Here is a 13,904-nt window from a genome sequence, read left to right on the forward strand (position 1 = left end):
ATCTACAGAATCCGTCCACTCTTGTCCATGCAGAGGCAGGGTCTGCACTTCGAAGCCTACTCAAGTCCTTTGCGGGTAAGACGGGAATCATCTACAATTAGAGGCATCACCTTTCACAAGAAAAACTTACTGAGGAGGCACTAAGATATGAGTTCCATCTATGGCCCTATGCTGTATCTGCGCCATGTCGAGCTGCTGCGCGATGCAGTCCCTTCCTTTGGAAGCTATCCTTTTAATCTGCCGGTGGTACGCACCCTGGACCGGCTTGCTTTTCAGAAGCAGGTCACTTTTCTGGTAGGAGAGAACGGTAGCGGGAAGTCTACCTTGTTAGAGGGCATTGCTGCTGCCTGGGGGTTCAATCCGGAAGGGGGGACGCTGAATTTCTCGTTTAATACCCGCGCCTCGCATTCCAGTCTCTACGAATATTTGCGGATTGCCAAAGGGGTGAAGCGGCCGAAGGACGGCTTTTTCCTGCGTGCGGAGAGCTACTACAATGTGGCTACTTACATCGATGAGCTGGATGAGGACCCCGAGGCGGGAAGACCCATTAAATCCTCCTATGGAGGGAGCTCGCTGCATGAGCAGTCGCATGGAGAATCCTTCTTCTCCACGTTCGTTCACCGCTTTGGCGGACAGGGCATCTATATTCTGGACGAGCCCGAAGCCGCTTTGTCTCCCCTGCGGCAGATGTCACTGCTGGCGCGGATGCATGAGCTGGCTGCGCAGAATTCCCAGTTCATCATCGCCACCCACTCCCCCATTCTGATGTCCTATCCGGGTGCAGAGATTCTTCTGCTGAAGGGAGAGAGTATCACGCCTGTTGCGCTGGAAGACACGGATCATTACACAGTCACCCGCGCCTTCATGACGAACCGGGAGAAGATGCTCCGCGAGCTGCTGGGCGATGAGCCTGATCCCTTATAAGCAGAAACGGCTCGGCCGTCCTGTTAAGAACGGCATTCGTTTCAGCGAGAACGTTAGGATTGAAACATATAAACGCTTAAATTTTAAAAAAAGACACTCCGCGGCGTTAACCGTCAAAGTGTCTCTTGTATTTGCATAGCTGCTCTGTATTTCTCTAATAAAGCTGATCATCCTTCTCCGTATTACAATCACTGTATTCATTCAGGAGCGCATCCAGCTTCACCGATTGGCGGAGTACCCGGACATCCTGCATCCCGTACTCCAAGGCCAGTTTGTTCAGTTCCTGTCTTGCCTGTTCAATCTTGTCCTTGTATTCGTCATTCCCCATAGCGGCCCCCTTGTAGGATGAGGCTGTATCAAGCCATTTCCACTCTTTTACTAAAGTTCCAAACACATTGTATTCTATAATCCGCTAGGGGTCAATTAAGGGTTTGACATGACAGGTTATTTCAGCAGCCTCGTCAGCTTATGCAGCGTCCAGCCCAGCATCGCTACCGCCATCATATCGAAGCAGACATTGAACAGGAACAGATGCTTGCCGATATCCGCGCGCCCGTCACCGAGGATCGGAACCAGGAACGAGAACAGCCCGATCAGTCCCAGCAGCATCATCAATTCTCCGGCAATCCGCCCTGCCGCCTCCCGCGTACGGAAGTATTGATAGAACACTCCGGCGTAATACACTAGATAGAAAATAACCAGGAACCCGAGGGAATGGGGCAGATGCTTGTTCTTGAGCTCGCTCCACCCGCTGTACATTCCTGCTACCGCGCCCGCAGGCTTGCCTTCGCTTTTCTCATAGCTTCCGAGATAGTAGGGACGGATGGACATGCTGTTAGCAGCCGCATACTTCATATTCTCTATTAACCGGCTGGGATGCTTCATATAAAAGAAAAGCACATCCTTATGCGATACACGGTCATAGAAATCCGGCCCCAGCGATGGATCATCCTGCTTGATCGCCGTATCCCCCTGGAAATAATTCGTCCCCGCCAGTACCTCGAGGCGCTCCGGCAGCCCCAGGTCGCGCAGATCGCCGCGCACATCCGGAGATTCGTTCAGTATGCCGAAGAACACCGTCTGATACAGGTTGATATGCTTAAGTTCCTTCGGCGCTGTCACGTACATAATCACTGATACCAGCGCTGTAGCCACCCCAAGCCCAAGTGCCAGCTTGCGCCAGCTGCCTGTTCCATGCAGCGTCCGCAGGCGCAGGAAGATCAGCGCGAAGGCGAGGCCGACCGGGGCATTCTGGATTTTGGAGCAGATCAGGAACAGCACGGCCACGAAGAACAGCGTAAGGCCTTTGGAGGACGGCTGCTCCTGCCCGGTAAGCCTCAGACCCAGCGCGAACGTAAGCAGCATGAAGACCATCGACACGGGTTCGCCGAACAGGGAGTTGAAATAAGCCAGATAGCCGATATCGTAGAACACAAACAGCATTCCCGCACCCAGCAGCAGGCCCGTGGCATAGGAGCTCTTCGCACCCAGCTTGACGATCATCCACGTGGCAGCCAGCAGCAGCACTGCATATACCACTGCCAGAAGACGGATATCGAAGTAGCTGCCGTGAAATATGCCCGCAAGCAGCCTTGGCACCAGCACCAGCAAAATTTGCGAGGACGGATAGAAGCCCTTGAACAGATCATCATAAGCAAACTTAGAATGACTATAGCTGAAGAAGCGGTCGGCATAGTCCTCCCCGGCATCAAAATAATTCAGTCCGACCGTATTCATCATCCGCAAAAAATCGCCGTTATCGGCAACGCCCGTGAAGGGCCGCACGAACAACAGATAGAGGATCAGCACAGCGCCGGCCAGCGAGATGAGGTATTCGGGTTTCCATAGTCTTTTCATAACATTCTCCTAACGCTGCGGAAGCAGCTTCACATATTCATCAGATAAGCCCATCAGCTTCAGGATGTAGTCGTAATCACTCTGATAAGCACTGAAGTCCTTGACCGGCTCATGCGTATCCAGCGAGACCGCCACACCGTCCGCGAAGCCCTTACCCGGCACGAACAACACTTTATCATTGAAAAAAGAGCCTGTCGGCAAATAATAGCGCATGCCCACCACGTTGCGGTCCACATTCAGCAAATCATGCCCGAACGCCGTGAACCCTTCGTCCTTCAGCGATACCCCGAGCAGATTGGCTACCGTCGGCAGCACATCCAGCTGTCCGCCGGTCCGCTCCACAACCTGTCCCTGCTTCATACCGGGCACGTGGATCACGAGCGGAATGTTGAACCGGCTGATCCGGTCATCATACTTGATGCCCAGCGCGTCCTCCACCTGCTCCGCCGGGACGTCCTTCGGCTGCAGGCCGAAATGGTCACCGTACAGCACCAGCACGGTATCCTCCCACATCCCCTGCTGCTTCAATCCGTCAATCAGTGTGCCTATCGCATAATCCGTATAGTTCACCGCGCTCAGATAATCGCCAAGCATCGTGCCCTGGAGCTTGTCCGGCACCTGAATGCGGCGGAAGCTGTCCGGCACCTTGAACGGATGATGGCTGGAGGCCGTCACCAGCTGGGCGTAGAAAGGCGTACCCTTCTGATGCAGCACCGCCAGCTTCTCCACGGCAGTAGCATAGAGCTGCTCATCGGAAGCCCCGAACGAATTGAAATGGTCATTCTTGAAGGAGCCTTTGTCATAGTAGCCGTTGAAGCCAAGCGCCGGATACAGCTCATTCCGGTTCCAGAAGCCGACCTTATTCACATGGAACGTGTACGCCTCATACCCCTTATCCCGCAAAAGCCGCGGCAGTCCCGGCAGCTGCCGGTCCCCGAAGCCTGTGGACATGGCAAGCGAAGCGATCGGATAAATCGAGGTGTTGCTCATAAATTCCGCATCCGAGGTATTGCCCGGACCTACCTGCTGATACACATGCGGGAAATAGAAGCCCTCTCCGGCCAGACCATTCAGCACCGGGGTCAGCTCCTGACCCTCCAGTGACTGATGCAGCGGGAAATTCTGGAACGCCTCCAGTTGGATGATGATGACGTTTTTCCCTTTTTGCGATCCGAAATGCTCAGGCAGACCGCCTGTCACAGCCTTGTATGGATAGGTAGCCTCCAGTGACTTCACCTTGGCTATCGTCTCCTGAATATCACCGGTCCCGATGAGGCCGTTATCCTCCCGGGCCTTGATCGCTGCCACCACCTCATAATTCAGGAATCCGGCCGTCTCCGCCTGAACCAGCTCATTGGTAATTCCCCGGGCCGAATGAATCGAATACGCCGACAGCGAGCCGCCCCCTATGATTGCCACCAGCAGCAGCACCAGATAGATGCTCCGGGATCTGCGTGCAGGCTGGCTGCCCCGCTGCCAGCGCATAGGGCCTCTTTTCCATCTGCGGAAGAGCGAATAAATTATCACTATCAGCAGATCGGCAAAAAACAGATAATCGACCCACTCAATCGTAGATTCCACACTCTCTTTTACCTGAAAGACCTGGTTCAGCTCATAGAGCGCCAGATAGGTAGGCACCGAGCCGAAGTGATTGAAATACACACTGGCCGCGAAAAGCAGCAGCGACAATAGGCCATTGAAGGTCCAGAAGACCCCTTTTCTCATCCGCCGAGGCGTAATTACAGCCAGCACACCCAGCAGCAGGAGCACTGGCGCCAGATCCGCAGCGATCCACTCCCAGGCAATCCGGTCAAAGAACAGCCCTCTCAACAGCAGCAGCTTCAGCCACAGCAGTCCCGCCACGATATAGAAATGCGCCTGCGCAGACGCAGGTTTGCCCTCTCTCATTGCCATCCCCTCTTACTCTCTTCATTAATAGTGGTGTACAAACAATTCCTTATTTCTGTAAAAAGCTCACGTTGCTCTAGTATAGCAATACTTGTAAAGGGAATCAAAAGAGGGCCACCCTATTAAACAACTGAGCGGGAGAAAAGGTTCATTAAGGTCGTTATTCTTTTTCCTGACAAAAAAAGCAGAGGCGCAAAGTCCCCTGCAAGGATACAGTTTGAATCTGAGATGCTTCTGGCCCAGGCTGCAATCATGTCTCCGGTCACTATAGTCAGTTTGTCTGGAACAACTAGCGTGGAGCCCCTACCGCTCAGGATAGCCGCGCGCTGCCCAGTAATCTTTTAATCGAAAGGTTCGCTTCATGAAGCACGACTTCCTTGTCGATGGTCTTCAGCCGACCTGTGTGCATAAGAATCTCACCGTCAACCATCGTTGTCTCCACATCGGCACGGGTGGCCGAGTAGACAATCCGCGAGATCGGGTCCACATCATAGGAGGGGAAGGTATGGAAATTATAGAGATTAAGGATAGCCAGATCTGCCTTCTTGCCGACCTCGATGCTGCCGATCTGATCCTCCATCCCGACCGCCTTTGCCCCCCCGATGGTCGCCATCCGAAAGACGCTCCGGGCATCCATCGTAGTCGGGCCATGCGCGGGCTTCTGGATGACTGCCGCCAGACGCATTTCGTTGAACATATCCAGGTTATTGTTGCATGGCGCGCCGTCTGCACCCAAGCTGAGGTGAATATGGTCATGAAGCATGCCCGGCGTATCGGCGATGCCGGAGGCCAGCTTGAGGTTCGAGCCCGGGCAGTGGCTGACATGAACCCCGCGGTCCCGCAGAATCCGCTTTTCCTGCTCATCCAGCCAGACACAGTGAGCTAGAATCAGACGTTCGTTAGCCAGCCCCAGGTGATCCAGATAGACGACATTGCGCATACCGGTCATCGCCTGCACAAGCTCGATCTCGCCCAGATTCTCGGAAGCATGGGTATGCACCTTCACCCCGTAACGGGCCGAGAGGCTCTGTACCTCCCGCAGCAGCGGCTCCGTACAAGAAATGACAAACCTCGGGGAAAAAGCATACTGAATCCGGCCATTCGCATATCCGTTCCATTTCTCCAGCAGATCCACACTCTCCTGCAGCGAAGCCGCCGTCTCCTCCTGCAGGGCCGCCGGTGCATCGGGGTTCTTCCGGTCCATCATGACCTTCCCTGACAACGCGCGGATACCGCTCTTCGCAATCGCCTGGAAGGCATAATCCGTATGATGTACCGTCTCCATATCCACGATGGTCGTTGTGCCGCTGGTGATTAATTCCCCAATGCCGAGCATGGCAGAATAGTACAGGGACTCCTCGTCATGCGCCGCCTCCAGCGGCCAGATCCGCTTGCGCAGCCAGTCCATCAGCTCCAGATCATCCCCTTTGCCGCGGAACAGCGTCTGGCACAGATGAATATGCGTCTGGATAAAGCCGGGGATAACCGTCCGGTTCTTGGCGTCTATGACAAGTTCATCCCCATTCCCTTCAAGGCCGGTGCCAATCTCCACAATCAGATCGCCCTTGATACGGATATCGCCATATATAATGTCCTCCTGCTTGTTCATCGTAATAATCTCCGCATGCTTGATCAGGATATTCGCCATTGTCTTCTCCCCCTAGTCTTGTTGATATCCGGCTGCCTGTAACACAAAAAGGCCACAAAAATATGCCTCAGCATATTTTCGTAGCCAGAAATTTACGGTTCCCGGTAGAGACCCTTAAACCAATTATTAAGGATATACGAAAAGGACTATTCAATTACTTATGAATAATCCCATCATAATTCAAAGACAACTTTCATGTCAATAAGAGTTATTAAATCTAACATTATTATTCGATAAAGTGAGTTTAGGGTATGAATCAACATTTTCACAATAGAAAATCAGACTTCAATGTAATGTTAACTCACTTGATCGGAAGTTATCTCTCCATATTCTCTGGCAGCACCTTCTCAAACACCGGAAAAGCAGCGGTACGGCCGGGAAAACAAATCTCGCCTCTCTGCGAATACCCGAGCGAAGGATACAGCTTAAGCACCCTGTCATTCTTCGCATATGTATCAAGCCGGATGCTTCTATACCCGCTGCTGCGGGCGAATTCCTCGGCAAAGGCGATCAGCCGCCGGGCAATCCCTCTGCCCTGAATCTCGGGATGTACTGCGAGCCGGTGCATGATCAGATGCGGCCCCTGCTGCTGTTCCCATTCAATGCCTGCATATTGCTCCGCCTGGTTCTCATCCAGCACAAGAATCCCGGCAATCGCCTCATGCTCCAGGCAGACAAATAAGGTGCCCTTACCGATATCTTCACTAATGACTTCCCGGTTAGGGTACCCTTCATCCCATTGATCGCTTCCGCCTGCCTGCATAACTTGTACACATTCGGCAATCAGATTCATGATCTCCTGGATTTCCTCACTCCGCGCTCTTCGTATCTCATTACCCATCATGTGTGTTCCCCGCTTTCCTGCCTGAATAGTGTCCCCGGTAAAGATTCTGTTAAGAAGTCTACCATATCCGGCCGGAAATTCCGAGAGCCCGCCTTATCCCAAAGTTCCCCATGTGCTATAGGGGCGGCGCAATATGCGCCAGCCCCTATATAACCGCAGCCCTGGTCCGCTGCTATTCCTGCGGCTCTGTCAGCCAAGCTCCAGCTTATGCCCGTCCTCGAAGCCCTTGGCGAAACCGGCGTCGAACCCCACGTTGTATGCTTCGGTGTAGCCCTGCTGATAGGCGTCTCCCGGCGGCAGTTCCGGCGGGACGCCCAGCTCCGGGGGGAGCGGAATCACCTGCGGCACCAATGGTGTTTCGATTGCCGGTATGACCTGCACAGCGCGCACCCTGCGTAACCGGCGGCGTAGCCTTCTTTTTTTGCGCAGCTGCAGGGATTTCTTCCCCGGCTTACCGGGCAGACCCTTGCGCGATTTGCGTCCGGGACCTTTGCGTATCCGTGTCTTCCGCGACAGCAGCGGTCTGCGTCTCTTGCCCTTGCCCGTGGAACCAAGCTTGCCCAGTCTCTTTCTCTTCATCATCTACGCCTCCTGTACTTCATCTACTTCTGGCGGTCCCCTCTGAGCAGACCTTGCTCAGCCAGGGGGCTGCAGGCACTCCTTCTTTGGGCTCATGCAGCGAAATACCGGATATCATCCGGCACATCGAACTCTGGTACCCGCTAAGAATCCTGATATTGTCGCTCAGCTTGCGGGCTGTCAGCTCCGATTGCCCCGTCACTTCAGCAATACTCTCGAGGATGGCTGCAAGCGCTGCCTGGCTGCGGGCGATCGAGCGGATCATCTCCAGCTTGACGGCGTGTTCGGAGAGCAGCCCGCCGCTCATTTGCTGTCGTCCCCGAAGCTGAAGCCCTCGCCATCCCCGCCGAAATCGCCGCCCTCGTCTTCCCCGCTGCCCAGCACCGCCTTCAGATTGCTGTACAGCCCGTTCTCCAGCTTCGTCAGCCCCTCTACCATTTCCACGATTACCTCGTGAATAGAGATGGATTCCTTCAACTGGTCTTCGTGGGAGTCGAACGCTCTAGCGTGGATATGATGATGGGTCCACTGCTTCACTTTTTCCGCTTCCACCGCTTTGGCCTCGAGAATCATCGCGATGTTCCACTGGATGGCAGCGGTCGACTCCAGCATTTGCAGATATGCCTTTTCTCTGCTCATCCTCCGCCTCCTTGCTCAGATTACACGTTACCCTTACTCTTCTTCCTGACCGTTTAATTCCTTGATGACCCTGCCTACTCCCTCAGCCATCGCCTCTTCGAGATCAGCAAGTGCATTGAGATAAGCAATGATATTTTTGTTGACTTGGCCTGAGCTTTCCACCAGCCCACTGAATCCGCCGAAATCAGGGTCCGCATCCGGCAGATCGTGAACTATTTGCGACATACGGACGGCTACGTGGCGTTCGGCGTCGAGAATCCGTGCCATTTGTTCGTGCGTATGGGCCATGTGCTGCAGGACTTTTGTAATTTTACTCTGCACCTTCATGTCTCCTTTGCTCAAACGCCCTGCTACAGCATATGCGGCATCCGCCTTGACGGTGCCGGAGAAGCGCCGCAAGTTGGGCTGGGACATGTCGCAAGATGACCATTAATTTCAATGTTTGAATCCCCGTGTCCGCTTCCGCTTCAAGGTACGGAGAAGGCTGCATGCTGGAGCATATTGACAAGGGACAGGACGGCAGACTATGCTTGGCTGAAAACACATCCTAATGGTGTATGTCCGCATCTATGTACCCGGATTAGAACTGGAGGCAATCTATGAAACTTACAGGTGAACACCTGGACCTATCTCCTCTGAGCGCACCCGAGCTGGCGTTAGCCTTAGAGAATTACGCCGGGCTGGAGCAGGCGCTGGGCCTGAACGTGACGGCAACCGCAACCCTGATGGACGATGAAGAGATGCGCTATGCGATGCGGGTCAGGCATGCGAAGGTACTACAGGATGAAGAGAATTACTGCTGGCTGACCATGTGGGCCATCATCCACCGGGAGCAGCGGCAGCTCATCGGCTTCCTGATTCTCAAAGGCCGCCCGAACGAGCAAGGAGAGGTCATCGTTGGTTATGTCCTGGACGAGAGATACTGGGGCCAGGGCTATGCCACAGAAGCGCTGCGGCAGATCACCGCCTGGATCTTCAGCCATCCCGGCGCACGCTGGGTCATTGCAGATACCGAGAAGGACAACCTAGCCTCCCACCGTGTCCTGCAGCACCTGGGTGCAGAGCTGTACCGCGAGACCGAGGATTTGTTCTGGTGGAGAATCGCCCGGTCAGCAAGCAGCTGATCGTGATGAGTTGGGTGGCTGCCAAGCTGGGGGCTGCATGCTAAGGGCGATAAGCTGGGGCTCATGCTGAGGCGATAAGCTGCGGACTACGGGCGATAAGTTGAAGGCTGCAAGCTGGAGACTATAAACCCAGGGCTGTATGCTACGGGGGTTAAGTAAAAGGCTGCAAGCTGAAACGGCTGCACTGCCCGCCGGGGGAGTTAGAACCGACTTTCGACCCCTGCGCCCGCTTTCGGCGGATTCAGGGGCATTTGTGCTCTTCATTTCTGCCGAACGCTGACTTTCACCGGATTCAGGGGCATTTGTGCTCTTCATTTCCGCCGAACGCCAACTTTCGCCGGATTCAGGGGCATTTGTGCTCTTCATTTCTGTCGAACGCCAACTTTTGCCCGATTCAGGGGCATTTGTGCTCTTCATTTTAGCCCAGCGCCGACTTTTGCCCGATTCAGGGGCATTTGTGCTCTTCATTTCAGCCGAACGCCAACTTTTGCCCGATTCAGGGGCATTTGTGCTCTTCATTTTAGCCCAGCGCCGACTTTTGGTGAATTCAGAGGGATTTATCCCTCTCCTTCCAGCCGCCAGCCCACTTCCGGCGAATTCTATGGGATTTATCCCTTTAGTTACCTTTTACCACTCAAGTTTCCTTCAATCCTCTTCCTCTTCCTCTTCCTCTTCCTCTTCCTCTTCCTCTTCCTCTTCCTCTTCCTCTTCCTCTTCCTCTTCCTCTTCCTCTTCCTCTTCCTATGTAGACCAACTAATTACTCTTCCCTCTCCCTCTCACCCGCTCTCCCCCTTCCACCCCGTTCAATAATCGCCCTCACCTACCAAAAAAAACGCCGCCCCTCAGGGCAGCGTATCTCTCAGCTTATCTCCGGCTTCGCGCAGAGACTGGAAGGTTCCCGCGTCGCTCCACCAGCCTTGCAGCACATCATAGCTTAGCTTGCGCTCGGCAGCATACAGGTTGTTCACATCAGTAATCTCCAGCTCGCCCCTTCTGGAAGGCGAAATCCGGCGGATGATATCGAATACAGCTTCATCGTACATATATATGCCTGTAACACAGAATTTCGTCTTCGGCTGCTCCGGCTTCTCTTCAATGTAAGCAATCAGGGAGGCATCGGCGCTGTCAAACACCGGAACTCCGTATCTGCGCGCATCCTCGACAGGCTTCAGGAGCACCTTCGCGGTACCCGCCGGCTGTTGCAGATAACTCTTCACGTAAGGCTCCAGACTATCCTTGAACAGATTATCCCCCAGCAGCACGACAAACCGTTCCCCCGGCAGGATGAATCCTTCCGCCAGCTCCAGCGCTTCCGCGATGCCGCCTGCCGCCTCCTGGATTTTGTAAGTCAGGGATACGCCAAATTCAGCGCCGCTGCCCAAAAAGTCAGTGTACTGTCCTGCGGACTGTTTGCTGATGACCAGGAGAATATCGGTGATCCCCCCCTGGCGCAGCCGCTCGATCCCGTAGCACACCATAGGGTACTTGCCGACCGGAAGCAAATGTTTGTTCATCAGCCGGGTGAGCGGGTATAGCCTTGTTCCTGTTCCGCCTGCCAGTATGACTCCTTTCACTTACGTTCCTCCTCTTTCTCTACGTCTTTTGCCTTCGGCCAGCGGCCTCAGATGAACTGCGCCGGGTCCACTTGCCATTTCTCTATAAAAAACCTGCGGTTGCGCTCCACCAGCTCCTGCAATGAGGCGGAATAGACCTCCTTGAAGCTGGCGCTGCCTTCATGATGAACCAGGCAATCTCCGGCAATCAGCAGCCGGTATCCCTGCAGCCGGGCACGGTAGCAGTAATCGTCATCCTCATAATGGCCCGGCGAGAATCGTTCATCGAGCAGGCCGATCGCGTCCATAAGCTGTCTTTTGAATAAAAAGCACAGACCTACAAGCCTTCGGGTCTCCACCCACTTCGCTGCATCAGGAATATTGGCCCGGAGTGCCTCGGCATGGAACCCTGCAATATCGGTATAGCCGGTCTGTACCTGCTGCTGTCCGCTGGCATAATTCGTCACCGGTCCGACAATCCCTATATCGGAGGCACTGTACAAAGCGCTCTTCAGATTATCCAGCCAGCCTTGCGACACAATGACGTCATTGTTCAGCAGCAGCAGCTCCTCCCCCGCAGCCAGCTGAAGCCCAATATTGCAGGCCAGCGGAAAACCGCGGTTCTCCGGGAGGGAAATGAACTTCAGCTTGCTGGCACGGCAATAGGCTTCGGTACCATCATCCGAGGCATTGTCCACTACAATAATCTCATAGGCTGACCGGGTATGCGCTCTGATCGATTCGACGCAGGAACGCAGCAGCCCAAGCCTGTTATACGTAGGAATAATAATGCTCGTCATTGTCATAACGCGTTCCTCCAGGCGGCAATCTGCCGGCGGTGCTCCAGCAAATTATCGGCCGACAGCTGCCCGCTGCTCTGCTGGTGGGCAATCACACAGACCAGGGCTTCCGCGTGATCACCGGCAATCAGCTGCTCCATAGCATTCCCGGCACCCGTGTTGCCCTGGCGCAGCCGGTTCTGCTTGATCACATTCACCCCTCCGGCCTTCTCCACCCGCAGGCGGCCCAGAATGGAGAGCGCCAGCGCCCGAGGCGGCACCATCAGCTCGCGGTAGCCGATTCTCTCCAGCGCCCGGCGGGATAAGGCATGCGGAACCGCCGTCATGGAGCTTGCTCCAAGATCAGGGCGGCCCAGAACCTGATTCAGGTAGAGCTTGCAGCGGGTAACCGCATCACTTAGCCCGAAGGGCGGCAGCAGCGGATCAAGGTCATTGAGCGCCACATCCACCCCCCGGTCCACCGCAGCCACAAAAGAGGACAGCTGCCCGGCGGAGATCACCATATCGCCGTCCAGAAACAACAGGATATCTCCCCGGCTAAGCTTGGCGCCAAGAGAACGTCCCACATCATGTCCGGCAGATTCCGGAATGTACACTATACTTGCCTGAGCGCATAGCCGGGTCCGCTGAAAGCTGCGGTCATTACATCCATTGAGCACAACAATAATTTCTTGCGGCTTCAGGCGCTCCACTTGCTCCAGCAGCTTCGGCAACGTCTGCTCCTCATTCCGGGCCGAGATAATGACCGACAGCGAGCCCTGCGATGCCGGCAGCGGCAGGACCCGCCGCCCGGAAGCGGGCTTCCGCTTGGACCGGGAGAGGCCAGGGCCCGCCGCCGCAGGCTTGCTGCGGCGCGGCGCGGACCGCCGCTTGGCCGCGCCTCTGCGCATTGCGGCGCCGCGCCCGGCGGCGCGGCCTGTAGAGCCGCTGCTTCCAGGCGCAGTACGCCCCGCTGAAGACCGGCCGCTGACGGATACTTCCCGCGCTCCCATCATCTCACCATCTCCCTTCGCCGGATGCCGTCCCCGAAGCCTGCCCGGCCGCCCTTGCGTTCCAGCACCATTGCTACAGCATCCAGGTGGTCTCTGAGGATAGCCTCCTGCAGAAGATCACTGCCGCTGTGCTTCCGGCGGACCGCATTCATCCTGCCCACAGGCACGTTATGCACCGCCGTCACAACCAGGCCCTCCAGTACCGCCTGCGCATGTGCGAGCGGCGGCCTCGACAGCAGACCGCTGCCCAGGGCATCCAGCGCCCTGCGGCTAATCGCATGAGGAACGGCGGTCAAGGAGCAGCCCTTCAGCTCAGACCTTCCGAGCAGAAGATTCAGCACATGCTTGGATAACACCACCGGATGCGGAAATCTGCTGCGGACCGGGCCGGAATAATCATTCAAGGCCAGATCCGCTCCGCCGCTGACCGCGTTCACGAAGGGACGCAGACGCGAGGCGGGGATCACCAGATCCCCGTCTGTGAACAGCAGAACGGCTCCCTTCGCCGCCTCCGCGCCTACGCTTCGCCCGACATCGTGTCCGAGCGGCTGTTCATACACAATTACGTTAGCTCCGCAGGAGCGCGCAATATCTGCGGTCTGATCCGCAGAACCGTTAACAATCACAATAACCTCACAGCGGGGATGAACGCCTCTGGCTCCGGCAATCACTGCGGCAATCGTCGCCGCCTCATTCATGGCCGGAATAATAACCGACACCTCAGGCTGCGGATGATTCACCGCAGGCGGCAGTACAGCAGGCCGTACCGGCCTTGCCACCGGCCGCCGTGTTGTCCGGGTTGCCCGCCGCCCCGTGCGGCGGGCAGATGCTCCTTTTCTTTTCATGCTCATCCACCTTCCTTCACAGGGCTGCTCCCGGGCTGAGGGTTACACCATAGTCTATGTATCCCGCCACCCCCGGTAACGGCAAGTGTCTCCCTGAGCGCAGATAATTGGACAAATGCCGCTATGCGCCTCCACCCGGCAATAGGCCGCCAGGAGAGCGCTTACAGGAGGAGGAACACTTCCGATCATC

At 55.6% G+C, this 13,904-nt stretch carries 15 protein-coding genes and 1 riboswitch; of the genes, 2 read left to right on the forward strand and 13 right to left on the reverse strand.

Going from position 1 to position 13,904, the window contains the following annotated elements:
- Positions 1-147: 147 nt before the first annotated feature.
- Positions 148-924 carry an AAA family ATPase gene (locus NST26_RS26200; RefSeq protein ID WP_340980196.1) on the forward strand — a complete coding sequence of 259 codons (777 nt, stop codon included), beginning with the start codon at positions 148-150 and terminating at the stop codon, positions 922-924.
- 154 nt (positions 925-1,078) lie between these two features.
- Here NST26_RS26200 and NST26_RS26205 read toward each other — a convergent pair whose 3' ends face one another.
- From NST26_RS26205 to NST26_RS26245, 9 genes are all read right to left on the reverse strand, one after another.
- Positions 1,079-1,252 (reverse strand): aspartyl-phosphate phosphatase Spo0E family protein, encoded by a 174-nt coding sequence (locus NST26_RS26205; protein ID WP_076082320.1) that lies wholly within the window; start codon positions 1,250-1,252, stop codon positions 1,079-1,081.
- A 116-nt stretch (positions 1,253-1,368) separates the two neighbouring features.
- Positions 1,369-2,781 carry a glycan biosynthesis hexose transferase WsfD gene (gene wsfD / locus NST26_RS26210; RefSeq protein ID WP_339250811.1) on the reverse strand — a complete coding sequence of 471 codons (1,413 nt, stop codon included), beginning with the start codon at positions 2,779-2,781 and terminating at the stop codon, positions 1,369-1,371.
- A 9-nt stretch (positions 2,782-2,790) separates the two neighbouring features.
- Positions 2,791-4,689: an LTA synthase family protein gene (locus tag NST26_RS26215; RefSeq protein ID WP_340980197.1), complete on the reverse strand. Its 1,899-nt coding sequence runs from the start codon at positions 4,687-4,689 to the stop codon at positions 2,791-2,793.
- Positions 4,690-4,999: 310 nt separating this feature from the next.
- Positions 5,000-6,337: a 5'-deoxyadenosine deaminase gene (locus NST26_RS26220; protein WP_340980198.1), complete on the reverse strand. Its 1,338-nt coding sequence runs from the start codon at positions 6,335-6,337 to the stop codon at positions 5,000-5,002.
- Between the two features lie 61 nt (positions 6,338-6,398).
- A riboswitch (purine riboswitch) is annotated at positions 6,399-6,497 on the reverse strand.
- Positions 6,498-6,653: 156 nt separating this feature from the next.
- Positions 6,654-7,181: a GNAT family N-acetyltransferase gene (locus NST26_RS26225; RefSeq protein WP_245368362.1), complete on the reverse strand. Its 528-nt coding sequence runs from the start codon at positions 7,179-7,181 to the stop codon at positions 6,654-6,656.
- 189 nt (positions 7,182-7,370) lie between these two features.
- Positions 7,371-7,760, reverse strand: a complete 390-nt coding sequence (locus tag NST26_RS26230; RefSeq protein ID WP_036727124.1) for a hypothetical protein — start codon at positions 7,758-7,760, stop codon at positions 7,371-7,373.
- Positions 7,761-7,779: 19 nt separating this feature from the next.
- The gene (locus tag NST26_RS26235; protein WP_036701531.1) at positions 7,780-8,067 is read right to left on the reverse strand and encodes a hypothetical protein; all 288 of its coding nucleotides are present in this window, start codon (positions 8,065-8,067) and stop codon (positions 7,780-7,782) included.
- A complete protein-coding gene (locus tag NST26_RS26240) occupies positions 8,064-8,399 on the reverse strand; it encodes a hypothetical protein (protein ID WP_036727122.1) in 336 nt (111 codons plus the stop codon). The genes NST26_RS26235 and NST26_RS26240 overlap by 4 nt, the downstream gene beginning before the upstream one ends.
- A gap of 33 nt (positions 8,400-8,432) precedes the next feature.
- Positions 8,433-8,726 (reverse strand): nucleoside-diphosphate sugar epimerase, encoded by a 294-nt coding sequence (locus tag NST26_RS26245; RefSeq protein ID WP_081751236.1) that lies wholly within the window; start codon positions 8,724-8,726, stop codon positions 8,433-8,435.
- A gap of 272 nt (positions 8,727-8,998) precedes the next feature.
- Here NST26_RS26245 and NST26_RS26250 point away from each other — a divergent pair, with 272 nt between their 5' ends.
- Positions 8,999-9,523, forward strand: a complete 525-nt coding sequence (locus tag NST26_RS26250; protein WP_339250822.1) for a GNAT family N-acetyltransferase — start codon at positions 8,999-9,001, stop codon at positions 9,521-9,523.
- An 843-nt stretch (positions 9,524-10,366) separates the two neighbouring features.
- Here NST26_RS26250 and NST26_RS26255 read toward each other — a convergent pair.
- From NST26_RS26255 to NST26_RS26270, 4 genes are read right to left on the reverse strand one after another with little or no spacing between them, the layout of a single operon-like run.
- Positions 10,367-11,098 (reverse strand): sugar phosphate nucleotidyltransferase, encoded by a 732-nt coding sequence (locus NST26_RS26255; protein WP_339250824.1) that lies wholly within the window; start codon positions 11,096-11,098, stop codon positions 10,367-10,369.
- A gap of 47 nt (positions 11,099-11,145) precedes the next feature.
- Positions 11,146-11,883, reverse strand: a complete 738-nt coding sequence (locus tag NST26_RS26260) for a glycosyltransferase family 2 protein (RefSeq protein ID WP_339250826.1) — start codon at positions 11,881-11,883, stop codon at positions 11,146-11,148.
- Positions 11,880-12,872, reverse strand: a complete 993-nt coding sequence (locus NST26_RS26265) for a glycosyltransferase family 2 protein (protein WP_340980200.1) — start codon at positions 12,870-12,872, stop codon at positions 11,880-11,882. The genes NST26_RS26260 and NST26_RS26265 overlap by 4 nt, the downstream gene beginning before the upstream one ends.
- Complete coding sequence (locus NST26_RS26270) at positions 12,869-13,714, reverse strand: glycosyltransferase family 2 protein (RefSeq protein ID WP_340980201.1); 846 nt, start codon at positions 13,712-13,714, stop codon at positions 12,869-12,871. Before NST26_RS26270 ends, NST26_RS26265 begins: the two co-directional genes overlap by 4 nt.
- Between the last annotated feature and the right edge of the window lie 190 nt (positions 13,715-13,904).

The organism is Paenibacillus sp. FSL R7-0128 (assembly GCF_038002245.1).
Taxonomy (GTDB): domain Bacteria; phylum Bacillota; class Bacilli; order Paenibacillales; family Paenibacillaceae; genus Paenibacillus_AQ; species Paenibacillus_AQ silagei.